Origin of the sequence: Propionibacterium sp. oral taxon 192 str. F0372, from assembly GCF_000413315.1 — a bacterium.
Classification (GTDB): domain Bacteria; phylum Actinomycetota; class Actinomycetes; order Propionibacteriales; family Propionibacteriaceae; genus Brooklawnia.
In genome coordinates this window covers 925,053-951,221 of the sequence record NZ_KE340297.1, presented here as the reverse complement: position 1 = coordinate 951,221, position 26,169 = coordinate 925,053, and the positions used below count along the sequence as shown (strand labels likewise).

Below are 26,169 nucleotides of genomic sequence, written 5' to 3'. Positions count from 1 at the left end.
CCCAGTCACCGGATGACAGGGAACCGATAAGGAGTTCGACGGTCTCCCCGATCCACCAGCCCCACGATCTGATCCACCTGGTCGGCTGGCACCTCAAAATAAGTAACTACCTGTTGACTACGCAGCAAGGGCCGTTTGCTGATGTCTGCCAGGTACTTCTCGCCAGGTGGATAGTCAAGATTGGCCCTGGTCCAGTACTGGCCTTGGTCACCCACCAGATCGAAACTGCTCGCCGAGCGCGGAACGGAACTGGTGTCGAGAGAACTCGGCGCCGCTTCGCCCACGTCATATCCGATGCTGTAGTTGTCGATCTGCACAACACAGCGGATGAAGACCGCCCCCTGCTGGGGAGCCTTGTTGCCGACCCGGTCCAGCGTCTCCCTACTGACGACCGTGTAGGTCGTTCCCCATTGGTCGGTCCAAGATTCGCCGGGATCCATGATCCGCGGCGCAATGAGCACCACCCGGCCAAACCACAGGAGAACCGCGATGCAGATGGCCAGGAGTACCACGGCTGCCACCCACCACCGTCCCCTGTGGCGAAGAGACCCGCTGGATACTTCCCCGGACAAAGGCGACGCCGATTGGCTCATGACACCTCCTTGACGACACGCTCCATGGTGAGAACCTTGCCGGAAGCCTCGGAGAGCATTCGATCAGCCATCGGCTGGTCGATACCTAAGTCGATGCTCGCTGATGCTGGGTAGTCGAGGAAGGCAGAAGCGGAATTGCACTGCAACCTGGCGTCAGCCAACCGGTCGGCGGGGCGCTCGTAGACGTAACGGGCGGTCACCGAGAAACCGGCATCGGGCATCGTGGTGATCTCCCCATTCGCTGAGGGAGTCTGGTGGCCATCGGCGTCGACCATGACGCAGGTCATGGACACCATATCGTTGCGCACCGTGGAGAATTTCACGTCGGCAGTAACGAATACCCCCGTCGTCGTCAACGCCGCGACGTTGTTGTCGCCCAGGGCGGTTGCCGCATCCAAGCCAACCACTTGAATGGACTGGCCTTTGGTGAACCAACCGACCTCACCGGCCCCGACTTGGACCATATCGGTGTCCCCCGCCGGAGATAACCTGCCCACCAATGTGGCTGTGATGAGACAAAGCACGGTCACCAGAGTTAGGGTGACAACCCCAGTCACCTTGTGACGCCATCCGGGACGCTCCAGACGAGTGGCACCGGGAAGGTCATCGACGATGCCGATCTCGTCATCAAGGTCCTCGCGATTCTCTACAACGGTGGCGGTCATGGCAACGGCCAGCAGGCACATGACCAAGGGTTGGCCGATAGTCTGCGAGACCAGCTTCACGAAGGGAGCGGCCTCCACCCACCAGATGAACTCGTGGCCGCCCACCGCCATCTTGATCAGATCTGAGATCAGGGTCTCCACCTGATTGAACAAGGAGTAGCACAGCACATAGGCACCGACGAAACCGGCACCCACTCGCAGCACGTGCCGGGAGGACTGGATGAACGGCAGGATGCGGTCCTCTAGGTCCCCGTAGAAGGCCTCGAAGAGTTCGAGAACCAATGCCTTGGACCCTGCAGATGCGTGCAGGCCGCGGGATCCCAGCTTCTCGGCGCGTGCCCCGAATCTGCCCAGAAAGCTGGGCAGTGGTCCTTGGAGTCCCTTGTCCCAGAGGTCACTGATGGTCAGGGTATAGCTGCCGTGAACCAAGCCGGCAGCGGCCAGCCACAGCAGTGGAGCCAGGATGCCATCGGTGAGTAGTGGCCATGCTGTCGCGGTGAGAAAATGCCACCCCTGCTCCAGAGTCTGCGGAATGAGGTCATGGATTCTTCCGAGCACTTGGAGAATTCCCGAGACGCCTTCTTGGAGCCAGCGAGCCACCTCCCGGTCCATCAGCCAGTAGCGCAGATCACCCAGCATCTGTGTACCGCCGAAGACCAGAACCACCGAGAAGAAGCCTTCGGTCGCGGCTCCTAGGATGCCGCACACCGTCCAGCCCCGGGCCTCGGCGATCTTCTCCAGAACCCGCCGCAGCACATAGGCACCAAGGATCACCGCACCGACGATCAGCCGGTCCTTGGCGGTGTGTGGGGCCAGCACCCAGGCCGCAGCACTCTGTTCAAAGGTTTCCGATGCGACGGAACCCACCATGGCAAGGGTGTTCGTCGCCTTATCGATACCCCCGAAAACAGAATAGACACCGATGAACGGCAGCAAAGCGATGCTCACCACCCGCGTCAGGGGTTCGTCGCGGCCGATTTGCACCACATCCGGTGGCAGCACCTCCCACAGACCGGCTGCCTCACCTGCGATGCGGATCGACATGATCATTGAGGCCAGTAGAGCGACTAGTCCCAAGCTGAAGAGGACGATGGTGACCCACGGGTGGGTCTCCTGGATGGAACGGGTGGACAGCAACCCGATCTCGTAGCACAGCCAGCCTGCCAAGGTAAAGAACAAGAGCTTGGGCAGCACCATCCACCAGACCCGGAAGGTCTGGTGGAACAGACGGGTGAGGTGTCCCCACCACTGAGCGACGCCGGTCATCGGAATCAGTCAACCACCAATCCGCCGATCACCGCATATTCGTGGTGGTTTCAGCGAAAATCTCCTGGGAGATAACGGTCACCGCTTCACGTTCTTGACCTGTCATTGCTGCATCAATGCGGGTGATCTGCACATAGCCGACATCGTCTGCGGCACGAATTGCTACATCAACTAGCACATCGAAGGTGCCGGGGCCCTGTGAAGCTGATGGCCCAGGGGAAGAAGCAGCAGAGGGTGTCGCGGAGTCCCCCGGGGTCGCCGAGGACTGCGGCGTCGCAGAATCTCCCGGCGTCGCTGAAGACTGCGGCGTCGCTGAAGACTGCGGCGTCGCTGAGGACTGCGGCGTCGCAGAATCTGCAGGGCTGATCTCGGCGTCGTTGCCATTGTCGGGAAGACCGTTAGCCGAACAGGAGAAAGCATGCACGCCACTGGGCGTGCTGATCCCAGTGGTATGAGGCGAGGGGGTGATTCCGGTACCGGCAACCAAACCGCCAATGGCCCGGCCACACAGCTGTTCAGCGGTCTCGCTGGTTCTCGTCTCCTGGAGGAGAATCGACACGCGCGCACTGGTGTCAAGGATCCGCACCACCTGCCCCGAGGGTCTCGGTTCGGTCAGCACCGTCCACCGGCTATCAGTGGGTACGAAACCGCTTATCTCCTTGCCGAGCTCTACTCGTTGGTAGCCGTTTTCCGGTGACATTGGCTGGGCGACGTCCTCGGAGGGGGAACTGGATGTAGGCTGTTGAGGGCCGACGGCACCTGGGCGAGACTCGAGACCGCAAGCGCTCAGCACCAGGCACAGACAGGCGCAGACGGCAAACGATCGATATGAGATCATGTCTCATTGTGACCTTTCAGGGGTCCAACAATGGTCCAACCACGCTGGAACAAGGGAATGTCTGCTCAGCCGTAGGTATCGCGGGGTCCGCGACCATCGGCAATGGACAGTCGCCCATGTTTCCAGTTCGGGGCGTCCGGGCCCTTGATCTCCAAGCGTTTTACCGTTTCCTGCCCGATCCGTTCATTGAGCATGGCAATGATCCTCGGTGCCATCCGACGTAATACGGTTGCCCAGGCAGTGGAATCGGTCCTGACTCGAAGTACCTTGTCAACATATCCTTCTGGGCGGGAATGAGCGGCATTGGTCACCCCCACCACCAGCTCCCAGCTCTCCAGCACCCGACGCACTGCAATCTCCCTGCGCCAGCGTCGTCTGCCCACCAGGTCATCCAGTGCTGCTCCTAGAAGTTGCGGGTCCCGGGCGTCGGGAGCGGGCCCGGACCAATCCTGGGATTCATTGGCCGCATGCCGGGTTTTGCGGCTGATGGGTCGCGGCCGCACACCGAGCACGTTACTCAAGACGGTGTCGGCCAACTCGGAACCCAGCGGGTCATAGCCGGCGATCTTCGGCAGGGTGGGGAATTCGTCGTCGGGTTCCATCACTGCTCCCGGTGCTCACTAATGGTTCCAGCATGCACATCGAATCTGGCCCCAGCAAGCGCATCCGGCACATCGGAGGAGACCGCCGCAGTGACCAGCACCTGTTCGGCGCCGCTTACCGCCTCGGCGAGACGTTGCCTGCGCATGGCATCCAGCTCGGCGAAAACATCGTCCAAGATGAGCACCGCCTCGATATCGTCGCGACGCAACAACTCGAAGGCTCCCAGCCTCAAGGCCAAGGCCAGGGACCAGGACTCACCGTGGGAGGCATACCCTTTGGCGGGAAGCTCGCCGATGGTGAGCACGATCTCGTCGCGATGCGGGCCGACGAGGGTGAGGCCCCTGGCTAACTCGTCGCGGCGACGTGCGGTGAGGGCTTGGGCGAAGGCCCTTTCCAGCTCGGTGGGGTCATCGGAAAGCTCGAAGCTGGCACGGTAGGAGGCATTGGTCCAGTTGTTCACCGGTGCGATGGCTCGATAGGCGTCACCGGTGGGTTCCCGCAGTTCGACGAGGGTGTCTAGCCGGGCCGCCAGTAATTCTGCACCATATCTGGCGAGTTGGGCATCCCAGACCTCAAGAGTGATCCCCGCATCCTCGTCCATCTTCCGCCCAACCAAGGATTTGAGCAGGGCATTGCGTTGTTTCAGGACTTTCTCGTAATCCTGTTTGACCCCCAGCATCCGTGGCCACCGGGAGATTACCAGCCCATCGAGGAAGCTGCGCCGGGCCGCCGGGTCCCCCTTGATCACCGAGAGATCCTCCGGCGAGAAGACGATGGTGCGCAACACCCCGAGCAGATCATGGGTGCGGGGCAGGGTGCCCCGATTGATCCTGGCCCGATTGGCCTTGCCGGGGTTGATCTCCAGTTCCAACAGCAGCCTGCGCGGGTCATCGGCTCCGGCAACAACCTCGGCGCGCACGATGGCCTGAGATTCCCCCGTCTTAACCAGCGGAGCATCGGCGGACACCCGGTGTGAACCCAACCGGGACAGGTATTCGACGGCCTCCACCAGGTTCGTCTTTCCCTGCCCGTTGGGGCCCTGGAAGATCGTCACTCCCGGACTCAGGTCCACCTCGGCCATGGTGTAGTTACGGAACTGGTTCAGTTCCAGCCGGGAGACGAACATGGCCCAAGCATAGGTGGTGCGACACCAGGGTGCCGTCCCCCGGTTCGACCAGGTACCAGCACGTCCACAGCCCTGTGGGTGCCGGTAATGACCGAAAACCACGGTGCCGCATCACGTGACGGCATTGTCTCCACACTGCCCGTTCGATGCCGGTCGCTCAGGCTTCTAAGGAACCGACCACCGGCAGTTTCTGCAGGGTGGACAGCGGGTGCCCGGATTTGACGAAGGAATCGGTGACGTCGTGACCGGGCTTCACCCCATGATGGGTCCCCTTGGCCCAACTGGGGACACCAGAGACGTCGTAGACGACCTTGTTGACCGCAATCCAGCATCGTTGCTCCGCTTCACAGGTGGCGGTGGCCAGCTCCCCAGCCGTGATGTGAACGGTGTCGAGAAGTTGTTGTTCTGCGGGAGTGAAACTGCGGTTCAGCTTCGAGGTATCACCTGCATTCGAATTCGGCCGGAACAGCCAAAAGGCAGTTGCCATCGCTGCGACAAGCACGATCACGCCGACGATGATGACGGGACGCATCATTCCTCCAGTCTGAGACATAGTGTCTCATCGGTTATATGAGACACTATGTCTCATGAAGACCGGTGAGCACAAGCCCCACACCAGAGCTGCGGACAAGATGATTGACTTGGGCGTCGAGACCTTAGCCACCCAAGGGCTGAGCGTGGCATTCGAGAACATCCGAATGGAGGAATTCATCGCTGCCTCTGGAGTTTCCAGGGCGACTGCCTACCGGCGGTGGCCACATCGTGAGGAGTTCATCGGTGAGGTGCTGGAAACTGCCCTGCACCGCATATCGCTGATCCCCGAGGACGACCAGGATCTCAAACGTCTTGTCGAAATGGTCATTGAACGCCTCGATGCCCTAGCCACTGAACAAGGGCGGCGCAATCTCGTCGTGGAAGCCCTACGGACCTCTCTCGACGCCGACATCCGTCGGCTATCAGGTTCGGTGAAATGGCAGATGATGTTGTCCTTGTCGGCCGCCCATCACACCCTGCAACCACCGAGGCTGCGGAACCGAGTGGCAGAGGCATTGCGTTCGGCCGAACAGCAGATGGACCAACGCCGAGCAGAAATCTACGGCAACCTCGCTGTCATGGTGGGTTACCGGCTCACCCACGGTCAAGACTTCAAGGCGATGGCAGTGGCGATGGGAACCATGATGAAGGGAGTGGTACTGCGCGCCTTGCCAGATCCTGGATGGCTCGACGAACGTCACCCGGCGATGATGTTCGACTCCACCGAGACGGTCATGTGGTCACAACCGGAGATCATGCTCACCCGGGTATTGCTGGACCATCTGGAACCCAATCCCTCGATCGAGTGGAACCACGAGACCCTGATGAGATCTGTGAGGATCTTCGAGCAGCAAGTGCATCTGATGATGGCCCACTCGGAAAACGATGACCTGCCCGGAGCCGACGAATCCGATCGGTCATTCTCCAGTTGAATTCCCGGTACTCAGCTCGGCAACCGCATCAGCATGATGACGTGCTTGTAGTCGGTGTCCGGCTCGGCATCGGCATCATTGACCCCCTGCACCAGGCAGGGCTTGCCCGCAGCCGTGAAGGAGAAATGCACCCACGGGGTACCCACCGCACCCAAGGCGTCGACCAGGTAGTGCGGGTTGAAACCAGCCGCTGACAAAGCAGGTTCACCGCCTGCGATGTTGGTCACCTCGGCGGCCACTGCCTCGGAAGCCTGGGCCTGCTCACCGGATGCGGCCTCAAGGGCGATCTGATCGTCGCCGATGAGCATCCGCAGCGGGGAGTTACGCTCGGCCACCAAGGCGACGCGCTTCACCGAGGCGACCAATTCATCGGTGCGACAGCGCACCGTCAAGGTGGGCTGGATGTCCATGATGTGACGTACCTTGGGGAACTCTCCACCCAGCAGCCGGGTGGTGAGCTGGCGGGATGCGCCATTCCCGTGACCTTCCAAACCGATGAGTCCCTCTCCCACATCCGGGTTTGACAGGGCCACCGAGATCACCTCGCCGGAAGCCATCGAGCGAGCAGCCTCGGACAGCACCCGGGCCGGTACCAGGGCCGCACCCCGGGTGGACGTCGATCCAGGCTTCCAGACGAGTTCCTTGAGGGCCATGCGGTAGCGGTCGGTGGCTAGCAGAGAAATCCTCTCCCCCTCGATCTCGACCCGCACACCGGTGAACACCGGCAACAACTCGTCGCGGCCAGCAGCCACCACGACCTGAGAGATCGCCTGGGCGAAGTCACCGGACCCAATCTCCCCGGTGGCCGAAGGCATCTCCGGCAACTCTGGGTAGTCCTCGACCGGGAGGGTCTGCAAGGTGAACCTGGCCGATCCGCACACCAGCTCGGCACGACTCGCGTCGGCGGTGAATTCAACCGGTTTTGCTGGCAGTGACTTGGCGATGTCGGCGAGCAACCGCCCAGAGACGAGCACCTCCCCCTCGTCGACAACGTGTGCGGTGACCTGCACCTGGGCGGAGGTCTCATAATCGAAGGAACTCATCGTCACGCCATTGGCATCGGCCTTGATGAGCAGACCCGCAAGGATCGGCACAGAGGGCCGTGACGGCAGTGAACGGGCGGCCCAGGCAACGGCCTCGGCCATGGCATCACGTTCAAGACGGATCTTCACGCTGCTTCCTCACTTCTGGGCCGACCACTGCTGTCGAGCATTCTTTGGATCAGATCATAACGACTGGATCGGCAAGCTCCCACCACCGACGAGCCGAGGTTCGTCATCGAATCGTCATTCATGGGCGATGGCATCAAGAATGTTCATTCTTGCGGCCCGCCTGGCTGGGGAAACAGCAGCCAGCACACCCACCAGGACTGCCCCACCCATGCACACCGCCACCAGCGTCCAGTTGATCGCCAATACCCGAAGCCCCTGGTTGACCAGGACATGTTGCAGACAGATTCCCACACTCAGGCCAAGACCCACCCCCAGCACGGCTCCGAGCAAGGCGATGGTGATGGATTCCAGAGCAATCATCCGGCGCAGCTGGGATCTCTGCATCCCAACGGCACGCAGCAGTCCCAGTTCCCGGGTGCGTTCGATCGTCGACAGCACCAAGGTGTTGACAATGCCCAAGATCGCAATGACGATGGCCAGCCCCAATAGCGCATAGATCGTGTTGAGGGTGGTGTTGATCGTCGAGGTCTGTGAATCGACGAATTCGTCGCGGTCTTCAACCTTGAGCATGGGCTGGTCAGCCAGTGCATCAGTGAGCTGCTGCTTGACCGCATCCCGGTCTGCATCCTCGGTCAAAGTGATACCGACCGTCGACAACGATCCGGAGGCCCCCAGCGCGGTCATCGTCGTCATCCCGGTCATCACCGACGGTGACTGCATTCCCTCCGGGACCTCGAAAATGCCAACGATACGAAGCCCATAGGCAGCGACGGTTGCCGGGCTTGTGACTTCATGGATGTCACCGACCTTGAGGGAGTGGGAATCGGCATACTTCCTGGAAATGATCGCCTCCCCTTCGTTGTCGGTGTACTCCTGTCCATCAACGATGGTCATGGTCAACGTCGCGCCTAAGAACTGGGGATCTACACCGGTGATGGTCACGGACTTCTTCTCGGCATCAACGGTGTACAACGTGCGTTGTGCAATGACGGTCTTCACCCCGTCGATCTCGGCGAAACGATCCACCAACGAGCCCGGCATCCCGGTGAAGGCACTCGCGGGGGTGATTCGGAAATCTTCATGCATCATGTCTCCGGCAAGGGACCGTACTGAAGCGATGGTGGAGGAACCGAGTATCGATATCGTCGATACCAAGGTGAGCCCCACCACCAAGGCGGTGGCCGTCGAGGCCGTGCGGCGCGGATGACGTTTGGTGTTGAGAGACGCCAGCTTGCCCGGGGTACGGAACACCAGGCGCCACAGGCCTCCCAAGAGCCACAGCAGTGGGGTACCGATGATCGCACCGGTCGTGGTCATTGAGATGAGCAGCAAGACGGCACCCAGACCCACCAGAAAGGCCCCATCCTCATCCAGCCACAAGGTTCCAGCGAGCATCGATCCCAATCCCATCAAGCCCAAGCCGATGAACATGATCTCCTTGCGCCCGAACCGTGGCCGGTCATTGTCCAGCTGACCAGTCATGGCCACCACCGGCGGAATCCGTGACCCGCGTTGCGCAGGGAACCAGGCCGATGCCACTGTGACCAAGATGCCAACCACCAAGGCAGCGATGACGGTGGACAGGGAAGGAACCGGGGATGCGGTGGACATGTCCACGCCACTTTGGCTCATCGCCCAGGAGATGCCCCAGGCCAGCAAACAACCCAGGCCCAAACCCCCAGCCGAACCTATCAGGCCGATGACCAGGGACTCGAAGAGCACCGAACGCGACACCTGGCCTCGGCTGGCTCCTAGGGCACGCAGCAAGGCGAGTTCTCGTCCCCGCTGGGCAACGAGGATGGAGAAGGTATTAACGATCAGGAAGATGGCGACTACCAATCCGATCCCTGCGAAGACCAAGAGGAAGGTGTTGACGAAACTGAGGGATTTGTCGATGTAGCTGGAGTTAAACTCGGCCACCTTGCCGCCGTCGGTTGCCTCCCATCCCTCGGGCAGCACCTTGTTGATTTCGTCAACGATCTGGCGGCGAGAGTCCTCGTCGCGCCGATTCTCGTCGAGGGTAACCCAACCCATCTGGAAACCGGTGATGCCCTCGCCCAACAGCACCCGCTGGGCATCCTCGGTGGTGAAAAACGTATAGGAAGCCCCTACACCGCTGGAATTGCCGAATGTGGCGGTGCCGACCAAGGTGCGGGTGATGGTTTCCTGTGGGGTAGCGATGCGGATCTGTTCACCCAAACTGACGCCAAGTTTCCGATAGGTCTGTGGATCGACGGCCACCTCTTGGGAAGATGTGGGCTCATGCCCCTCGACGACGACGATCCCGGGCTGGCCCCCGTAGGCGGGGGCCGTCATCCAGGAGAAACCTAGACCCGGAGCCTGGGAGGCCGAGGCGACTCGTCCCTCAGCGTTCAGCGGATACACCCCGGGATTCGATAAGACGCCATCGATACTCACCACCCCGTCGACCCTGGAGACTGGAGCAAAGTCAGACTCCTGCAACATCTGCTGGGAGGAGAAGGAGACAGTCGTGTCGGATTCGTAAGTGCCCTTCCGGGAGATGGCGATGTCTGGAATCGCGGAAGTGGTTAACTGCTTGATGCTCTGCTTGAGCATGCCTGTGAAGGTCAGGGAACCAACCATGAAGGCGATACCGAGCACCACAGCCAATGACGACAATAGAAAACGCGGCAGGTGTCCGAGCACCGAACGCAGGGATGCCTTGAACATGGTCAGTCCTCAGCAGCCCTGCGAGCATGCGAGGGGAAACTGCCCAGGGGTTCTGCTGATCCCATCTGCACCGTTTCGGTGGCTGGTGGAGGGGGTGGCGGGCTAGTAGGAGTCGAGTCCTGGCCGAAGTGGGAAAAACCTCGTGGCCCGGAAGGCCGGATCATCGGCCGATCCATCTTTCCCATGCGCTGCAGTACAGTCTCACGGGTCGGATCCGCCATATCATCGACGATGCGGCCATCGGCCAAAAAGACCGCACGATTGGCGTGAGAGGCAGCGAAAGCATCATGGGTGACCATGACGATGGTCTGGCCCAATTCCTCAACGCTGCGTCGCAGGAAGGCCAGTACCTCCGCCGAGGAGCCCGAATCGAGATTCCCGGTGGGTTCGTCGGCGAAGATGATGCTGGGTCGTGACAACAGTGCCCTGGCACAGGCGACTCGCTGCTGTTGACCGCCGGAGAGTTGATTAGGCTTGTGCTTGAGCCGGTCACCAAGCCCTACGGTGGAGACCACTTGCTCGAACCAAGCGTTGTCGGCTTTGTGGCCCGCGATGGCTAGGGGAAGCAGGATGTTCTCCTTGGCCGTGAGGGTGGGGACCAGGTTGAAGGACTGGAAGATGAAACCGATCCGGTCGCGACGCAACGCAGTGAGCTTCTTATCGTTGAGTGATCCGATCTCCGTATCGTCGATGAACACCCGCCCCGAACTCGGCTTATCCAATCCGGCGATGCAGTGCATCAGCGTCGACTTACCCGATCCCGACGGTCCCATGACCGCAGTGAAGGCACCTGATACGAAGCCGATGTCGACCTCGGCGAGGGCGACCACCTGAGCATCACCCCGGCCATAGATCTTGACCAGTTTTTCGGCACGTGCTGCGAGCGGTTCCATGGAATCTCCCTTCAGTGCCCCCAACCATAGGCAGACGTTGGCTCACTACGAAAAGGTTCTTTCCACCATGGTTACTTGTGAGGTCTATGACGATGTATGTAGATCTCGTAGTGGTGATAGGCGTTGTGGAATCTGTGGATTGCCTCCATCAAGGCTTGTGGTACCAGAACGAGCCATGTGTATGAGTTGTTGATCCTTGGTGGATGCCTCGGTGGGTTGTGTGGACAGGCACTGTCAGAGGCTGGCCCGTGCCGTGATATCCCCAACCCTGAGCACAGGGTTGTACACCGCACAGGAGAGTTGTCCACAGGGGTTGCGCAATGAAGAGGGCTCGTGAACGGGTGGTCATAGTGCTCACAGACGGCGCATTCTTGAGGTACCGGGACGAATCGGTGATCCAGGGCATGAGTTGCCAGATTGGTTGGCTCGCTCCAGTCACGAAACCTGTTGGCCGCAAGCAGATACGGATCAGGCGGTGGTGATCCGGTTGGTGAGTTCGTTCACTTGGGAGTAGACCGAACGGTCCTCGGCGATGAGTTTGGCGACCTTGTCGACATTGTGCATCACCGTGGTGTGATCCTTGTTGAATGGCTTCGAGATCGCCGGCAGTGACCTGTCTGTCAGCTGGCGACATAGATACATCGCTATCTGACGAGGGATAATGATCGCTTTGACGCGGGAAGTACCGGTCAACTCCTCGACCGTGATACCAAAATACTCGGCGGTGGCGGCGATGATCTGCTCGGGGCTCACCTGAGTGGTCTTCGTCGTGGAGATGACGTCGGCCATCACCGCCCGGGCCACATCCATGTTGACCGGGCGCCCGTCCAGCGAGGCATGGGCGCTCACATTGAGTAACGCTCCCTCCAGCTCCCGGATGTTGGTGTTGATGGTGGCGGCGATGAACTCCAGCACGTCGTCGGGAACTTGCAGATTGTCCGAGGCAACCTTGCGACGCAAGATCACCAGACGGGTTTCCACTGAGGGTAACTGCATGTCGGTGGTCAGGCCCCACTCGAAGCGACTACGCAGGCGATCGTCGAGGGTCTTCAAATCCTTGGGTGCCCGATCGGAGGTCATCACGATCTGTTTCTGTGCGTTGTAGAGGGTGTTGAACGTGTGGAAGAACTCCTCCTGGGTCTGGTCTTTACCCTCCAAGATCTGGATGTCGTCGATCAGCAATACATCAACGTCGCGGTAAGCACGCCGGAAAGCAGCCATCGTGCCTTGCTGGATCGCATTGATGAACTCATTGGTCATCTCTTCGGTGGAGACGTAGCGCACGACGAGGTCGGGCTGGAACTCCCGTACGAAGTGTCCAATGGCGTGCAGCAGGTGGGTTTTGCCCAGTCCGGAAGGCCCATAGATCATCAATGGGTTGTAGTTCGTGCCGGGCTCTTCGGCGACGCGAGTGGCAGCGGCGTGGGCCATCCGGTTCGACTCTCCCACGACGAAGTTGTCGAAGGTATAGCGCGGATGCAACGGCGAGCCGGAATCGGCAGTGGGTTTGGTGCGCGCTTCACCCGGTGAACCGGTCGGTCCAGTGACCGGTACCTCCTCAACCGCGGGGGGCTCGGGGGGCAGAAGGTCGAGTTCCTGGTCAGGTTCGACGGTGACCGCGATCTGCACCTGGCGGGAGAAGGTATCCCACAGCAGATCCTCGATCATCGTTCGTTGTTCGGTCTCCAGACGGTTGCGGGCAAAGTCGTTGGCGACCGGGATGAGAACCAGGGATTCGTTGACCATGGAGGGGGTGACGTGCTTGACCAGTGCCCTGGTTGAGGTCGGGAACTGCGCGAGGGCTTTCGCCCATGCCTTCGCCAGCACGTCGTCATCAGTGGCAGACACCCGAGCACCCACTTCCTGAACCGTCTGTATGCTGGTCGGCACGCCATGGGCGACGGGACGACCCGGTAACCAACGGATTTCCACAGGTTGCATCTGATGTGGACACGCCCCCGTTTACCTGTGGAGAACTCGTCGGCAGTTTCGTTAACCTACCGATAGGCTGAGATTGATTCAACTCGGAATGGCACATGTAGCACATCGGTTCGGCGTGTCGACTGGACAATCCACGATCCGAGGGTGGACCGTGCACTTTTGCCGTTAGGGCCCATCTGGCGTAGCATTCCTGAGTCAATGCCCTGAGGACGTTGATGGTGTTCGTGTGCCTGCGCGGATGTCATCATCCGACTCACCGGGTACGCCAAAGCTGTTCCAACCGGGACACACACCGACTCGACGGAGACTTCCCATGAGCAAGCGCACCTACCAGCCGAGCAACCGTCGGCGTGCCCGCACCCACGGCTTCCGGGCTCGCATGAGCACCCGCGCCGGACGCGCCATCCTCAACGCACGTCGGCGCAAGGGCCGCTCGGAACTTTCCGCCTGAGCCGATGCTTCCGGCCCGGTACCGGATGCGGTCCTCGGGTGATTTCGTGAGGACCGTAAAAGAAGGTGTCCGGGCAGGACGGCCCACCGTCGTCGTCCATGCCCGCCGATGCTCCACCAGTACCAAGGTCGGTTTTGTCGTGTCCAAGAAGGTCGGCAATGCAGTGACTCGCAACCGGGTCAAGCGCCGGATGCGCCACTTGGTGATTGAGCAGCTCCCGGTCGATGGGGTTGATATCGTCGTGCGGGCCCTTCCCTGCGCAGCTACCCACCCTGAGCGACTAGCCGGGGATTTCGGGGATGCGTGGGCAGCTGGTCTGCGTAAACTGGGGGTGGGTTCGTGAGGTACCCGCTCATTTGGTTCGTTCGAGGCTGGCGGCGGTTCGTTTCCCCGCTCTACGGAGATGTATGCAAGTACTACCCGTCGTGCTCGGCCTATGGGCTGGAGGCCTTACGCATCCACGGTGCTCTCAGGGGCTCCTGGATGATCATTCGCCGCATTGTGCGGTGCCATCCCTGGGCTGCCGGTGGGTTCGACCCGGTTCCCGGTTCGGACTTTGCCCGAGAGATGGCTGGACATCCGGAGCGTTTCACCGTTACAGACCACCATGTTCTTCCCCATGATCCCCGGCTGGTGGGGGTCGACATGAATCGTGAGGTTGCTGATTGATGAGCACGCTGGCGCTGATCAACTTATTTGAATCCCTCGGGCGCTTCTTCGGCGCCGTTATGGAGCCGCTGTACTGGGCCGTGTCCGGCATCATCGTGCTGGCTCACAAGATGTTCGCCCCGCTCTTCGGTCCGGATTCAGGGATCACGTGGGCCTTGTCAATCGCCTTTCTGACGGTAGTTATCCGCTTGGTGCTCATGCCGTTGTACGCCAGGCAGCTGAACTCGTCGCGGGCCATGCAGGCCCTGCAGCCAAAGATCAAGGAACTCCAGGACAAATACGGCTCCGACCGTGAGCGGCTCGGCCAAGAGACGATGAAGCTCTACAACGAGGAGGGTGTCAATCCGGCCGCCTCGTGTCTGCCGCTGCTGCTGCAACTTCCGATCTTCTGGGGTCTGTACCGGGTGCTTTACGGGGCCGCCCAGGGCAACGCCATTGGCCATTGGTTCCAGAAAGACACCTCGCTCGTCGACTCGTTGTCGAATGCCACCTTGTTCGGTGCGAAGCTGTCGGGGACCTTCCTTCCGCTAAATGGTTTCGGGGCGACTCAGATCTTGGCATTGGTGCTGATCATCATCATGGTCGGAGTGTTGTTCTTCCAGCAGCTGCACATGATGCGTCGCAACATGCCACCGGCCGCCTTCGAGGGCCCGATGGGTCAGCAGCAGAAGATGATGCTGTACATGATGCCGGCGATGTACGTCTTCATCGGCCCGAACATCCCGATCGGCGTACTGGTCTACTGGGTGATCACCAACATTTGGACCATGGGACAGCAGTGGGTCATCATTCGCAACTATCCCACCCCCGGAACTCCGGCACACATTGAGTGGACCGAGCGCATGGAGGCCAAGGGTAAGGATCCGAAGGCCATCGAACGGGCTCGTGTCGAGAAGGCCCGCTCCAAGAAGAAGGGCAACGGAGGGCTGCTTGGCGTTGCGATGCGTCAGGCACAGGGGGCTCAAGGATCCACCACCGTGACCCGGCAGGGCACCAACCGCTCGACGGTGCGCGGTGATTCGGGTAAGCAGGTGATCCAGCGTCAGCAGGTCACCCGGCAGAGTCGAGCACAACGCAAGAAGAAATGAGTTTTCGGACGCATTGGCGTCCCAATCCGATACCTAGGAGATCACCATGGACGAGAAGTCCGAAACTGTCGAAGACACCGAGATCCTTGACGATACCGACCTCGCCTCTGACGATCCCCTCGATGTTGAGGGTGATGTCGCGGCCGACTACCTGGAAGCCCTACTCGACATCGCTGATCTTGATGGTGATGTGGACATCTTCACCGAAGGTGGGCGAGCTCACGTGTCCATTGAGACCGACTCGGATCAGCTGGTGGGCAAGGGTGGTGAGGTGCTCGAAGCTCTTCAGGAACTCACCCGGCTCGCCGTCCAGAACGAGATCGGTAACCGTTCACTGCTGATGCTCGACATAGCGGGTTACCGCGAGCGTCGCCGCGTCGAGCTGCAGGGGCTGGCTACCGAGGCCATCGTCGAGGTGAAAGAGACCGGGGAGCCGGTACGCCTGGCTCCGATGAACCCTTTCGAACGCAAGGTCGTGCACGATGTTGTGGCTGCCGCAGGGCTTCATTCCGAGTCCGAGGGGCAGAACCCGAACCGTCGCGTGGTGATTTCGAAACCCTGAATGTGCCGCAAAGGCCCCACCAGTCAGCGACCTGGTGGGGCCTTTCCGTTGCTTTGGCCGATTTTCCATAGGGAGGTGCGATGAACCAGTCACCGGTTCCTGATGCCGTTGATGATGTTTTTGGATCTTCTGCCGATCTTGCAGTGGCTTACCACGAGATCTTGGCAACGCGCGGCATTGAGTGGGGGCTGATCGGCCCCCGGGAGGCTGGTCGGCTCTGGTCGCGGCACATTCTGAACAGCGCTGCGGTGGCTGGGTTACCTGATGGTGGAGTCAGCGTGGTCGACGTCGGTTCGGGTGCCGGGCTACCGGGAATACCACTCGCGCTGGCCCGTCCCGATCTGGAGGTAACTCTTTTAGAGCCAATGTTGCGCCGGTCGATTTTCCTGACCGGGGTGGTGGGTGAGTTGGGTATTGATGACCGAGTGCGGGTGCTGCGGGGGAGAGCGGAGAAGTGTACCGAATGTTTTGATGTCGTCACCTGCCGGGCGGTGGCGGGCCTTGGCAAACTTCTTGGCTGGACCACTGGATTGTTTGGTGCGTCTGGGGTGATGCACGCACTCAAAGGGGAAAGCGCTTCCCAGGAAATTGTGGATGCTAAACGGTTTCTGGCCCGCCATCGACTGACAGCCGAACTGACCGACATCAGGGTACCCGGGGCCGAGGTCACCCATGTGGTGACTATCCGGCGAGCCAGGTGATGTGCCGAGGACCTGGATGAAGTGATAGGGAAAATTGATGAGTGGCGAGGACCTTTCATGACCATTTTCCCCTAACCAGCACATGTCTCGGGAGAAGCCTTCCTGACAAAGTGATTGAAATTTGTATAGCATTGTGTGGTGCATTTCCCCTGGTCAGGCCGCAAGACTTGTCTGTTAGGGAGTGTCAGGCAGCCATGCAGATCTGTGGTTGTGTCGGCCATATCGTTGGTCCGTGCCATGCTGCTGGATTGTGGGAGCCGAGACGGATGGTTTGCTTCCGCCATGCGGTGTCGAGGGCGCATGATGCCGATCGTCCGCGGGAGAGGTTCACCGGAACCTTTACCACCCCGGCTTTCGCTGGCGAGCCCGATTCTTGCGGACGGCTGATCGCAGTGGGATTGGTTTGATACCGTTCTCGGGAAATCGTGGACCTTTGGCAGAATGCCGTGATAGGCGGTGCTCAACGACGTGGGGTCTTTTGTTCCCGGTGTCAGGCGAGAACGATCCAGCCGTGGCAGGCTGCCTGTACCGAGGAGGACTCACTCATCATGATCGTCAGTGGGTTTGTGCTGAAGCCTGCGACTGGCCGAGTTGCACCGTACATAGATGACTATCTTAGGTGCGCGTGTCTTTGCTTTGATTTGGGGTCGTGTGGCATCACCAATCCGGCGCATTTCAGATGATCTCGGCGTCGGTATTGCTAAGGGACATTTTGGTTGTTCAATGTGCCGGTGGCAGCCACGAAGATGAGCTGCGGGCGTGCTCGGTCTTGCTGTGATGTGAGGCAAACATGTTGCGATGAAGTGATCACGAGGTCCAGTCACACGAGGTCTAGTCAGAGGACGTGGGTCAGAGGACGGTCAGTCTTGCGTTCTGGTCGACTGTTGGTCCTCAGGGGAGGTACGTGCTTTGGTGAATGGGGTGAGGAATTCCGGAGTGTTCTGACGGTGTTGTGCTCTTCTGTCGGATGATGAGTGTGTCAACTGTCATGCTCACCTTGAGGTCACTTTTCAGTGTGCTTTATGACTGGTGAACATGGGGAGAGGCTTTCACAAGCGGTTCTGCCGACAAGTTCTGGTCCGTTTCACGTGAAACGAGATGGTTGTAGCACGCGTGAGAGAAAGCTGTCAGATCGGTAGGTTATTCTTTTTGAGTCGATGCGTTGAAGGAGGCATACCTCGTGACTGACACGACGACCGTTTCACGTGAAACATTCCCTCGCCCGGCCACACCGAGGACAATCGTCATCGCCAACCAGAAAGGTGGCGTGGGGAAAACGACAACGGCAGTGAACGTCGCCGCCGCGTTGGCAAAAAGCGGGCTCAAGGTTCTCCTGATGGATCTCGATCCCCAGGGGAATGCGTCCACGGCTCTCGGTGTGGATCACGTCTCGGGAACTCCCGGTACCTACGAAGTGCTGTTGCAGGACAAACCAATCGAAGATGTCGCCTCCAACTCGCCAGAATCCAAGAACCTTGTGGTGGTTCCGGCGACAATCGATCTCGCTGCCGCGGAGATTGAGCTGGTTCCGCTTGTGGCGAGGGAACAGAAACTGAAGAAAGCACTCAAAAGATTCCAATCAAAATACTACGTTGACTACGTGATATTCGATTGTCCGCCATCATTGGGGCTGCTGACGCTCAACGCTTTCGTTGCGGCGACGGAGGTCATGGTGCCGATTCAGACTGAGTACTACGCGCTCGAAGGTGTGACTCAGTTGATGCGAACGATCAACGCGGTCCAGGAAGATCTCAATCAGGAACTGGTGCTTGGCACGGTTCTGTTGACGATGTTCGATGCTAGGACGAAGCTTTCCAGTCAGGTGGGGGAGGAAGTTCGCAAGCATTTCCCGGAGCAGACCCTTCGGACGATGATCCCACGGTCGGTCCGGGTGAGTGAGGCGCCCAGCTACGGGCAGACGATTCTCACCTACGACCCGGAATCGGTGGGTGCTAAGTCCTATGTGAAGGCCGCGCGAGAAATTGCAGAACGCGGAGCAGAAATCAACCAGAAGGAGGACTGATGGCCAAGACGAAGCCCGGAGGTCTTGGACGAGGTCTCGGTGCACTCCTGCAGAGCACCGAACCGCGTGCGGAGGAAGTCGTAGAGGAAGCCAATGATGAGCCCCGGCGTGACCAGGCGCCGGACGGTTCCTACTACGCTGAAATCCCGGTTGACAAGGTGGTTCCCAATCCGCATCAGCCGCGGCAGGTCTTCGATGAGGCCGAGCTTGATGAACTTGTCGCCTCGGTCAAGGAGGTCGGCCTGCTGCAGCCGGTCGTCGTCAGGGAACGCTCTGGTGGGTATGAACTCATCATGGGGGAGCGCAGACTGCGCGCTCACAAGATCGCCGGATTGGCGGTCATTCCGGCCATCGTGCGCAAGACCGACGACGCCGATATGCTGCGCGACGCGCTGCTGGAGAACCTGCACCGGGCACAACTGAATCCTCTTGAAGAAGCGGCCGCTTACCGGCAGCTGTTGGATGATTTCGATTGCTCCCAAGAGGAGCTCTCCCAGCGGATCAAAAGATCACGTCCGCACATCTCGAACACCATGCGCCTACTCACCCTGCCCGGTCCGGTGCAGCGCCGGGTAGCCGCTGGTGTGCTCTCGGCTGGCCATGCCAGGGCGATTCTCAAACTTGATGATCCTGCCGCCCAGGAGCGCCTGGCCCAGCGAATCGTCGCTGAGGGGCTGTCGGTTCGTGGTGCCGAGGAGGAAGCCTCGCTGACCCAGCTGACCGGCTGGCCCAGCCCGGCCAGGCGTCGCCAGGCAAAAGAGGTCCCTGCCTACGCAACCGCTCATGCCGACCGGCTGGCCCATCGGCTCGATACGAAGGTACAGATTCAGGTGGGTGCCCGGAAGGGGAAGGTCACCATCGAGTTTGCCGACGCCGATGATCTGGACCGGATCATGGAACTGCTGGAGCGCTGAGTGCTGGACCCGACTGGTGGAGGTCATCCCGAGGCGGACGATGATCCTTGGCGGCGTGGACGACGACCCGGGCCGAAGTCCCCGGACCTCGGCATGCTTCTCCTTGGACAGGAGAAACCGACGCGGCTCCGATCCCCGGATCCGGAGGCGATCAACCATGGAATGACAAGGCTCCTTGCCTCAGCCCTCCATTTTGGAGATTTGCAGGCAAGGAGCTTTGTCGATAAATCAATCAGTCAATGATCGACTCGATGGCCCTGATCAGCGCGGCTTTCGTCTTGCCGCCCTGGAACTGCTGCACAACCTCCCCATTCACATAGAACTGGAGAGTCGGCAAGGCCATCACGCCCTGCTGCATCGGGATATCGGGGTTCGCATTGGTGTCGAGCTTGGCAAAGACCATGCGGTCGCCGTAGGTTTCTGCAAGCTCGTCGATGATCGGGGAGAGCTGCTTGCAGGGCGAGCACCAATCAGCCCAGTAGTCGACCAGGACCGGTTTCGTGGATTTGCGGACCTCTTCCTCGAAGGACTGGTCGGTGATCTCGATAACTGCCATGTGAGTTCCTCTCAAGTGTACGACAGCACGACCGCTGTCAGGGTCGGTGAAATAAACCGACGATTTGGTTGAAAATCAGATCAGTTTGTCAGGAAGGATCCCGGGTGAGGTTTGCTAGATGGCGCTCGGCGTCCAAGGCAGCCCGGCATCCAGTGCCGGCAGCCGTGATTGCCTGCTGGTAGACGTCGTCGACAAGATCGCCGCAGGCAAAGACTCCAGGAAGGCTGGTGCGAGTGGAGGACCCGTCGACCTTCACATACCCGCCCTCGGAGAGCTCGACCTGACCGGCGACCAGCTCAGAACGTGGCACCAGGCCAATGGCCTCAAAGAGCCCGGCAACCTCAATCTCGCGGGTCTGCCCGGTCACCGTATCCTCAAGGGTCAGCGACTGCAGGGTCGGTTCACCGCTCATGTCGACGATCCGGGAATTCCAAGCAACGGTGATCTTCGGATCCTCAAGTACCCGGGAAACCATGATCTTGGATGCACGCAATTCGTTGCGGCGATGGATAAGGGTCACCGAGTTGGCGAAACGGGTGAGGAAGGTGGCCTCCTCGGCTGCGGAGTCGCCACCGCCGACCACGGCGATGTCCTTGCCCCGGTAGAAGAATCCGTCGCAGGTGGCACACCAGGAAACCCCACGACCCGAATATTTCTCCTCGGCTGGGATATCCAGCTTGCGATGGGCCGCCCCCATGGCCAAGATGACCGTCTTTGCGCGATGCATTACCCCGGCGGAATCGGTGACGGTCTTCATCTCCCCCATGAGATCCATTGCGGTCACATCGTCGGCGACGAGTTGAGCGCCGAACCGCTCCGCCTGGGTGCGCATCTTACCCATCAGGTCCGGGCCGAGTACACCTTCGGGAAAACCGGGGTAATTCTCTACGTCGGTGGTGTTCATCAAGGCGCCACCAGCGCCGATTGAGCCCTCAAAGACCAGCGGCGCCAAGCCACCCCGGGCGGTGTACACCGCGGCGGTATACCCAGCGGGCCCCGAGCCGACGATGATCACTTCATGGATGGTGTCATCGGTGTGCAAAAAGGTGGATTCTTCGGAAACCGGGGTACTGGTGCCCAGACCAAGGTCAAGACCCGGCACGGCAAACGGATTGCTGGACATGAGAACCCCTCTCACAGGTTCGACGATCTCGTGACAGGTCGAACGCGCCGATGCCGACGCCTATTCCTCCGGCGGCGCGGACCGGATCACCGGCAGCCTGCACCCAACATTCAACCACCACAGATAAATTCCATACCTGAAGCCCACCCGAGTGTTGACGCCAATAGCTGACAAGGCTCTCAATCTTGAGAGGTCCGCATGACAGCGGGCCTTTCTGCACGATGAGATCGGTGCCAGGCAGATACCAGCTGGCACCGCAAGCCTGCCAGAATTCCGGCAACTCAGCCGGTGATCAGGTCGAGGGGTAGGTGCCGGGTGTTGTTGTGCCAGGTGAGAACCCGTTCCAGGGATGCGCCGTTGTGACTGGTCTCGGTCACCGGGACGGGTTGTTCCATATCAATGAAGGTCGTCCCAGTGTTGTTCATCCCCATCCACGGTTCGGCGACCCCTCCGACGGCGTGGAAGCCGATGGCTGCCCGGATCAGGTACTGGGCGATCCACTCGTGGCAAACGAGACCCACTATGCAATCCTGCCCGGCATGGGCGGCCACCATCTGCCGGATCACCATGGCGCCGCGCTCGGCCCGCGCTGGATCATCTTCCCCATGACCGTGGTACCAACCGCTTTCCTCCGCCTCGGTGGGCAACACGATGCGCGGGGTGAGCGCCTGCAATTCACTGCGTGAAGCACCTGGATGGGGCACCGGATCGGCCGGGTCGCCCTCGTAGGGTCCTCCAGCCTCGTAGATCTCGGGGTGGCCGACGATCGGCAGGTCTAGGGCGTCGGCCAGCGGGGCTGCGGTCTGGATCGCGCGACTCATCAGCGAGCAGTAGATCACCGTCGGAGCGGGTTGAGCACCATCAATCATCGCCTGAGCCAGGCTCTGCGCCTGCTGCTGTCCGCGCGGGGTGAGCAGTGGGTCGGGGGAGCGTCCTTCGAAACCACCAGTGGTTGCATGGAGGAGGTTGTTGGTCGACTCCCCGTGACGAATGATCAGCAACTTCATGGATGACTCCTCAGGAGGTGATAGTTACCTCGGCGATGCCCGATTTGTACTGGGCGTTCCCGATGGAAGGCAGTTGGGTGAAGTACACCATTATGAACCGAGTGGTGGTCGATGTCGTCAGGACGCCGCTGCTCCCCATCGCGTCGTCGCTGGCGACGACCGACCACGACGTGACCGAATCGGTAGGTGCCGTCTGAGTCGAGGGATCCGAAGGCACCATGATCTGTACCTTGTTCGGCTGGTTGGTCAGTTGCAGGCTTACCTGCGAAACCGAGGTCTGCTTCCCCAGGTCGAGCACCAGCCCCACGCCGGGCTTGAGTCCTCCAAAGGAGGGATTTCCGTAGTAGGTCAAAGTATCCCAGGTTGTCGCCGGATCACCGTCGACGGCCAGCGGGGCGTCCGACATATTCTCCGACATGTCGCCGCCGTCAGCTACCGGGTCCAAGACGAAGGCCTGGGCCACCGCCACCTGCTCGTGGGTCTCGGACTGTCCGGGGGATTCTGCACCGCCACCGGCACAGGACTTGACTCCCAGCACCAACGCCACGAGCACGGCGAGCGCCACGATGCCTGTCACCACCGGGCGAAGGGGTAGCCCGTCGATCCGGATCCGGGCACCCGGATTTCGTGGTTTGGCCGGGGAAAGCCACGGCGGGGGCTCTGGTGACTGGCCCGCGAAAAGATCGTCGTGGGCGGTGCCAGATTCCTCGTCATCCACCGAGGGCAGTACCGCGGTTCTGGGGCCATTGGCGTTCGGGGCTGACGTATGAGCCGGAACCTGGGATGGGGTCTGCGTGGCAGCTGGGGCCATGACCATTGTCGGGGCCTGCGGGTCGGTGGCGCTCGGTGTTGTTGGTTCGCCAGGGCCGGTCGCAAGCGTTTGGGTTGGTTCTTGGCCGACACCGAGCACCTGGGTGGCTGCATCCGAGGCCGCCACATCCGGCGTATTCGCTAGGGACGAGACTGAGCTCCCCGATCCGGCCATCATCCTTTCCAAGGTCTCCTCTGCCCCGGTCGCTCCGACGACCGAGGTGAGCGCGTCGGCCAGCTCTGCCGCCGAGTGCAGGCTTGGCCCAACCAGTCCCACGCTGGGGCGCAACCCGGCCAGGGCGATGCTAGCCAGACCCGGATCGGCCTGCGGGTTCAGCTGGGTGGGTGGGCACCAAAACTGCTCGGTGGTGGGGGGCAGACCCTGCAACGGGGCGGGTGGCAGGCCTCGGAAGGGTCGCTGCGGCTGGCTGGGGGGAATCGGCCAGTGGCCGGTGAGAGCGGCATACAGCAGCGAGGCCAGCCCCACGACGTCAGCCTTCTGCTGGACCGACCAGTCCCGCTGAGCCAGGTCGTTGGCTGCGGCCTCAATGAGAAAGCCGGAGATCTTCACATTCCCGTTGGCGGTCACCACCACCTGGTCGGGGCCCAGGCACTGGTGGAAATTCCCGTCGGCATGCTGGGCGCACAACGCATCGGTCACCTGGCCAACCAACAAACCTGCTTGCCGCGAGGTGAGCAGCTGCCGGGAAAGAAGGTCGACGAGAGAGTCGCCGACGGGGTATTCGCATACCACGTAACTCCACGGATTCTGGCCCGAGGCCTGGGCAGCGTCGAGCACCCGCAGGAACCGGGGATCACTCACCCCGGCGGCTCGTCGCGCGGCCTGTAGTACCCAGCCGAAACGTTCATCGTCAACGGAGGTCAGATGGACGAGTACCGAGCGTGACAGATCCTGGTCGGTCCCCCGCCAGGTGGTCACTTGGGTGTGGACTCCGAGATTCGCCTCCAACCGGTAGCGCCCGCCGATGAGCAAGCCTGGGGTCACGGTTGACACATTCTGGTGCCACGTCGTCGGCTCGTTGTTGTCCATACCCCTCCTGTTTCTCCAAGTCTGCCCGATCAGCCCAGTCAATGGTTCAGGTCGTTGCGGCGTCGCGGTTCTCGTGCCGCACTTGACGCACCCGCAGGGCGGTGGCTCCCAGCAGCACCGCACCCGAGGCGATGATGATGATCCATCCGATCCGCCCGGCATTGGTACCGGTGATTGAGAAATCGACCGGATCCCCCACTGGAATCCGCGACGGAGTGAGCGCCTGGGCGGTGAAAGCGACCGTCCCGTTGCCTTGGGTGCGTGGTTTCACCCGCACCGTGGCGGATTCCCCTGGGCTGATGGTCATCACCTCGGAATCCGGCACCTCGATGCGTAGCGGGTTGGCCGAGGTGAATTTGACCAGCAGATGCACTTGGTGGGCGGTTCGGTTGGTGATGGTCACCGGCAGCTGGTTGTCCTCTGCCGAGGTGGTCACCCAATCGCTGGTGGCCAATTCGATACCTCCAGCACCCACCCCGGCTGACGGCGTCGCATCCAAGGCATCCAGCCAGGCCAAGGCGTCGTTTGGGCTGGACCAGCGGGTTGACCAGGCCCCGGGGATCAGTGAGTCCACGCAGGTTTCGTCGGTGACCATGGCGCACCATGTGGTGACCAGCTGGCGGGTCTGCTGGGTGCGGGCGGCCAGGGTGCCATTGGGACTGGCATCAGCGAGTTGTGCGAGGTCCACCGGTTCGCCAGTTTGGATGGCCGAGGCTTCGATCCAGGTGCGGATCGAAGCGGTGGACGACAACCAGGTGAGCTGTGCGAGGGTGGTGACAACCGACACCATGGCCGTGCCCTGGGTCCCGGCTACCACCTGCTCTGCGGCGGCCAACGAGGTCCAGGTGCCCTCTGGCGTGTGGGGATCAATGATCGATGAAGTGCGCAGCACCCGGGTGGAGCCATTGACACCCGAGGTATTCGATCCCAGCACGACGGAGGCCTGCGGGAAGGCATCCAGCATCGCTTGAGTCACCGTCCCACCAGCCGGGATGATCCACAGTTGGGCCCCGGCCAGCGGATGTGCTTCGGGGAGTTGCGCGCTGCGCTGGGCCAGTTGCTCGTCGGCGACGAGCAGGGAGGCGATATCCGGGGAGCCATACAGGCTTCGGACCAGTCGCTGCTGGGCGAGCATCGCAGTGATTATCTCCAGCCAAGCCTGGGCGGTATCGGCTCCCTCCAAGTGAGAGGCGGCCAGGGCCGTGGCCTCATCGAATAGCAGCGGGTCCACGACGACCTGCAGTCCATTGGCCTGGGCGTAGTTGGTCAGCGGTATCAATCGTTGCGTCAGGTCGATGGCCAGCCGGTTGTCGGCGAACTGCGCGGTTTGCCGCAGCGTGGTCGGTTCGGTCATCGACGGGATGGCGTTCAACTGGACGATGGGGGCCACGTGGGCGGTGACCGAGCCCGGGAGGGAGATGACGGTGCGCGCAGCGCCCAGCCACGAATCGTTCCAGGACGACATGGAGCGTACCTCGACACCGATCCGGTAGGCGGCACCCGGCTGCGACAACCACAGTTGTTCCTCTGCGTCGGAGCCCATCGCGGCTCGGACGGTGAACTGTTTGGTCTGTCCGGGCCCCAGGCTGCCGTCGCCAAGGTGGTCGTGAGCAGGCGCAGACTGCATCACCGCACCGCTGCCGCCATTGGCTTCCATCGCCTCGGCCAGCACATCCAGGGAGGTGATCGGGCGAGCATCACGCCACAGCTGCACTCCCAGGTCGGTGAGGGGTTCTTCGGTGGTGTTGGTCACCGTGCCGCTGAGTACGAGGTCCCCCTCATTCCCCAGCGTCGCCGGGTTTACCGACTCGAGCTCCACCTGGATCTGGTTCTTAGGGGGGTCCGCGCAGGCCGACAAGGGCATCAACCAGGTGGTGACCATCGCAAGGACGGCCATCAGCACCGCGACGACCGGCAGGTCCCCGCATCGGTGATGAGGTCTCGTGAGCACCAGCACATC

At 61.0% G+C, this 26,169-nt stretch carries 24 protein-coding genes; 9 read left to right on the top strand and 15 right to left on the bottom strand.

Annotated elements, in window-relative coordinates; all coding sequences use genetic code 11:
- Window positions 1-5: 5 nt before the first annotated feature.
- From HMPREF1531_RS04380 to HMPREF1531_RS04355, 6 genes are all read right to left on the bottom strand, one after another.
- Complete coding sequence (locus tag HMPREF1531_RS04380) at window positions 6-593, bottom strand: hypothetical protein (RefSeq protein WP_016668703.1); 588 nt, start codon at window positions 591-593, stop codon at window positions 6-8.
- Window positions 590-2,524, bottom strand: a complete 1,935-nt coding sequence (locus tag HMPREF1531_RS04375; protein ID WP_016668702.1) for a hypothetical protein — start codon at window positions 2,522-2,524, stop codon at window positions 590-592. Before HMPREF1531_RS04375 ends, HMPREF1531_RS04380 begins: the two co-directional genes overlap by 4 nt.
- A gap of 28 nt (window positions 2,525-2,552) precedes the next feature.
- Window positions 2,553-3,362, bottom strand: coding sequence for a hypothetical protein (locus tag HMPREF1531_RS04370; RefSeq protein ID WP_016668701.1), 810 nt, complete (start codon window positions 3,360-3,362; stop codon window positions 2,553-2,555).
- Window positions 3,363-3,427: 65 nt separating this feature from the next.
- Window positions 3,428-3,964: a DUF721 domain-containing protein gene (locus HMPREF1531_RS04365; RefSeq protein WP_016668700.1), complete on the bottom strand. Its 537-nt coding sequence runs from the start codon at window positions 3,962-3,964 to the stop codon at window positions 3,428-3,430.
- A complete protein-coding gene (recF, locus tag HMPREF1531_RS04360) occupies window positions 3,964-5,091 on the bottom strand; it encodes a DNA replication/repair protein RecF (RefSeq protein ID WP_016668699.1) in 1,128 nt (375 codons plus the stop codon). Before recF ends, HMPREF1531_RS04365 begins: the two co-directional genes overlap by 1 nt.
- A gap of 157 nt (window positions 5,092-5,248) precedes the next feature.
- A complete protein-coding gene (locus HMPREF1531_RS04355) occupies window positions 5,249-5,626 on the bottom strand; it encodes a cytochrome b5 domain-containing protein (protein ID WP_198010986.1) in 378 nt (125 codons plus the stop codon).
- A 52-nt stretch (window positions 5,627-5,678) separates the two neighbouring features.
- Here HMPREF1531_RS04355 and HMPREF1531_RS04350 point away from each other — a divergent pair, with 52 nt between their 5' ends.
- Entirely contained in the window at window positions 5,679-6,557 is an 879-nt protein-coding gene (locus tag HMPREF1531_RS04350) for a TetR/AcrR family transcriptional regulator (RefSeq protein ID WP_016668697.1), read from the top strand.
- An 11-nt stretch (window positions 6,558-6,568) separates the two neighbouring features.
- On the opposite strand, the gene dnaN is transcribed toward HMPREF1531_RS04350, so the two are convergent.
- From dnaN to dnaA, 4 genes are all read right to left on the bottom strand, one after another.
- Window positions 6,569-7,729: a DNA polymerase III subunit beta gene (gene dnaN / locus HMPREF1531_RS04345; RefSeq protein WP_016668696.1), complete on the bottom strand. Its 1,161-nt coding sequence runs from the start codon at window positions 7,727-7,729 to the stop codon at window positions 6,569-6,571.
- Between the two features lie 114 nt (window positions 7,730-7,843).
- Window positions 7,844-10,420, bottom strand: a complete 2,577-nt coding sequence (locus HMPREF1531_RS04340) for an ABC transporter permease (protein WP_016668695.1) — start codon at window positions 10,418-10,420, stop codon at window positions 7,844-7,846.
- A 2-nt stretch (window positions 10,421-10,422) separates the two neighbouring features.
- Window positions 10,423-11,313, bottom strand: a complete 891-nt coding sequence (locus HMPREF1531_RS04335; RefSeq protein ID WP_016668694.1) for an ABC transporter ATP-binding protein — start codon at window positions 11,311-11,313, stop codon at window positions 10,423-10,425.
- Between the two features lie 468 nt (window positions 11,314-11,781).
- A complete protein-coding gene (gene dnaA, locus HMPREF1531_RS04330; RefSeq protein ID WP_016668693.1) occupies window positions 11,782-13,254 on the bottom strand; it encodes a chromosomal replication initiator protein DnaA in 1,473 nt (490 codons plus the stop codon).
- 313 nt (window positions 13,255-13,567) lie between these two features.
- On the opposite strand from dnaA, the gene rpmH reads away from it, so the two are divergent.
- From rpmH to HMPREF1531_RS04290, 8 genes are all read left to right on the top strand, one after another.
- Window positions 13,568-13,705: a 50S ribosomal protein L34 gene (gene rpmH / locus HMPREF1531_RS04325; RefSeq protein WP_016668692.1), complete on the top strand. Its 138-nt coding sequence runs from the start codon at window positions 13,568-13,570 to the stop codon at window positions 13,703-13,705.
- Between the two features lie 4 nt (window positions 13,706-13,709).
- Window positions 13,710-14,048, top strand: a complete 339-nt coding sequence (rnpA, locus tag HMPREF1531_RS04320) for a ribonuclease P protein component (protein ID WP_016668691.1) — start codon at window positions 13,710-13,712, stop codon at window positions 14,046-14,048.
- Window positions 14,045-14,374: a membrane protein insertion efficiency factor YidD gene (gene yidD / locus HMPREF1531_RS04315; RefSeq protein ID WP_016668690.1), complete on the top strand. Its 330-nt coding sequence runs from the start codon at window positions 14,045-14,047 to the stop codon at window positions 14,372-14,374. The genes rnpA and yidD overlap by 4 nt, the downstream gene beginning before the upstream one ends.
- Window positions 14,374-15,462 (top strand): membrane protein insertase YidC, encoded by a 1,089-nt coding sequence (gene yidC / locus HMPREF1531_RS04310; RefSeq protein ID WP_016668689.1) that lies wholly within the window; start codon window positions 14,374-14,376, stop codon window positions 15,460-15,462. Before yidD ends, yidC begins: the two co-directional genes overlap by 1 nt.
- Before the next feature lie 46 nt (window positions 15,463-15,508).
- Complete coding sequence (locus tag HMPREF1531_RS04305) at window positions 15,509-16,024, top strand: Jag family protein (RefSeq protein ID WP_016668688.1); 516 nt, start codon at window positions 15,509-15,511, stop codon at window positions 16,022-16,024.
- Window positions 16,025-16,104: 80 nt separating this feature from the next.
- Entirely contained in the window at window positions 16,105-16,725 is a 621-nt protein-coding gene (gene rsmG, locus HMPREF1531_RS04300; RefSeq protein WP_016668687.1) for a 16S rRNA (guanine(527)-N(7))-methyltransferase RsmG, read from the top strand.
- 1,180 nt (window positions 16,726-17,905) lie between these two features.
- Window positions 17,906-18,748 carry a ParA family protein gene (locus tag HMPREF1531_RS04295; RefSeq protein ID WP_016668685.1) on the top strand — a complete coding sequence of 281 codons (843 nt, stop codon included), beginning with the start codon at window positions 17,906-17,908 and terminating at the stop codon, window positions 18,746-18,748.
- Window positions 18,748-19,662, top strand: coding sequence for a ParB/RepB/Spo0J family partition protein (locus tag HMPREF1531_RS04290; protein WP_016668684.1), 915 nt, complete (start codon window positions 18,748-18,750; stop codon window positions 19,660-19,662). Before HMPREF1531_RS04295 ends, HMPREF1531_RS04290 begins: the two co-directional genes overlap by 1 nt.
- A gap of 232 nt (window positions 19,663-19,894) precedes the next feature.
- Here HMPREF1531_RS04290 and trxA read toward each other — a convergent pair whose 3' ends face one another.
- The 5 genes from trxA to HMPREF1531_RS04265 all read right to left on the bottom strand — a co-directional run bounded on the left by trxA (window position 19,895) and on the right by HMPREF1531_RS04265 (window position 26,160).
- The gene (trxA, locus tag HMPREF1531_RS04285) at window positions 19,895-20,218 is read right to left on the bottom strand and encodes a thioredoxin (RefSeq protein ID WP_016668683.1); all 324 of its coding nucleotides are present in this window, start codon (window positions 20,216-20,218) and stop codon (window positions 19,895-19,897) included.
- A gap of 88 nt (window positions 20,219-20,306) precedes the next feature.
- The gene (gene trxB, locus HMPREF1531_RS04280; protein ID WP_016668682.1) at window positions 20,307-21,341 is read right to left on the bottom strand and encodes a thioredoxin-disulfide reductase; all 1,035 of its coding nucleotides are present in this window, start codon (window positions 21,339-21,341) and stop codon (window positions 20,307-20,309) included.
- 281 nt (window positions 21,342-21,622) lie between these two features.
- On the bottom strand, window positions 21,623-22,348 hold the full coding sequence (locus HMPREF1531_RS04275; protein WP_016668681.1) for a histidine phosphatase family protein: 726 nt from the start codon (window positions 22,346-22,348) through the stop codon (window positions 21,623-21,625).
- A 10-nt stretch (window positions 22,349-22,358) separates the two neighbouring features.
- Window positions 22,359-24,209: a protein kinase family protein gene (locus HMPREF1531_RS04270; RefSeq protein ID WP_016668680.1), complete on the bottom strand. Its 1,851-nt coding sequence runs from the start codon at window positions 24,207-24,209 to the stop codon at window positions 22,359-22,361.
- Between the two features lie 46 nt (window positions 24,210-24,255).
- Window positions 24,256-26,160 carry a DUF6049 family protein gene (locus HMPREF1531_RS04265; protein WP_016668679.1) on the bottom strand — a complete coding sequence of 635 codons (1,905 nt, stop codon included), beginning with the start codon at window positions 26,158-26,160 and terminating at the stop codon, window positions 24,256-24,258.
- Window positions 26,161-26,169 lie beyond the last annotated feature (9 nt).

Excerpts from the sequence above, each read along its gene's own strand:
- HMPREF1531_RS04380 (WP_016668703.1), bottom strand. The coding sequence starts at position 593 with ATGAGCCAATCGGCGTCGCCTTTGTCCGGGGAAGTATCCAGCGGGTCT.
- HMPREF1531_RS04375 (WP_016668702.1), bottom strand. The coding sequence starts at position 2,524 with ATGACCGGCGTCGCTCAGTGGTGGGGACACCTCACCCGTCTGTTCCAC.
- HMPREF1531_RS04370 (WP_016668701.1), bottom strand. The coding sequence starts at position 3,362 with ATGATCTCATATCGATCGTTTGCCGTCTGCGCCTGTCTGTGCCTGGTG.
- HMPREF1531_RS04365 (WP_016668700.1), bottom strand. The coding sequence starts at position 3,964 with ATGGAACCCGACGACGAATTCCCCACCCTGCCGAAGATCGCCGGCTAT.
- recF (WP_016668699.1), bottom strand. The coding sequence starts at position 5,091 with ATGTTCGTCTCCCGGCTGGAACTGAACCAGTTCCGTAACTACACCATG.
- HMPREF1531_RS04355 (WP_198010986.1), bottom strand. The coding sequence starts at position 5,626 with ATGATGCGTCCCGTCATCATCGTCGGCGTGATCGTGCTTGTCGCAGCG.
- HMPREF1531_RS04350 (WP_016668697.1), top strand. The coding sequence starts at position 5,679 with ATGAAGACCGGTGAGCACAAGCCCCACACCAGAGCTGCGGACAAGATG.
- HMPREF1531_RS04340 (WP_016668695.1), bottom strand. The coding sequence starts at position 10,420 with ATGTTCAAGGCATCCCTGCGTTCGGTGCTCGGACACCTGCCGCGTTTT.
- HMPREF1531_RS04335 (WP_016668694.1), bottom strand. The coding sequence starts at position 11,313 with ATGGAACCGCTCGCAGCACGTGCCGAAAAACTGGTCAAGATCTATGGC.
- dnaA (WP_016668693.1), bottom strand. The coding sequence starts at position 13,254 with ATGCAACCTGTGGAAATCCGTTGGTTACCGGGTCGTCCCGTCGCCCAT.
- rpmH (WP_016668692.1), top strand. The coding sequence starts at position 13,568 with ATGAGCAAGCGCACCTACCAGCCGAGCAACCGTCGGCGTGCCCGCACC.
- rnpA (WP_016668691.1), top strand. The coding sequence starts at position 13,710 with ATGCTTCCGGCCCGGTACCGGATGCGGTCCTCGGGTGATTTCGTGAGG.
- yidC (WP_016668689.1), top strand. The coding sequence starts at position 14,374 with ATGAGCACGCTGGCGCTGATCAACTTATTTGAATCCCTCGGGCGCTTC.
- HMPREF1531_RS04305 (WP_016668688.1), top strand. The coding sequence starts at position 15,509 with ATGGACGAGAAGTCCGAAACTGTCGAAGACACCGAGATCCTTGACGAT.
- rsmG (WP_016668687.1), top strand. The coding sequence starts at position 16,105 with ATGAACCAGTCACCGGTTCCTGATGCCGTTGATGATGTTTTTGGATCT.
- HMPREF1531_RS04290 (WP_016668684.1), top strand. The coding sequence starts at position 18,748 with ATGGCCAAGACGAAGCCCGGAGGTCTTGGACGAGGTCTCGGTGCACTC.
- trxA (WP_016668683.1), bottom strand. The coding sequence starts at position 20,218 with ATGGCAGTTATCGAGATCACCGACCAGTCCTTCGAGGAAGAGGTCCGC.
- trxB (WP_016668682.1), bottom strand. The coding sequence starts at position 21,341 with ATGTCCAGCAATCCGTTTGCCGTGCCGGGTCTTGACCTTGGTCTGGGC.
- HMPREF1531_RS04275 (WP_016668681.1), bottom strand. The coding sequence starts at position 22,348 with ATGAAGTTGCTGATCATTCGTCACGGGGAGTCGACCAACAACCTCCTC.
- HMPREF1531_RS04270 (WP_016668680.1), bottom strand. The coding sequence starts at position 24,209 with ATGGACAACAACGAGCCGACGACGTGGCACCAGAATGTGTCAACCGTG.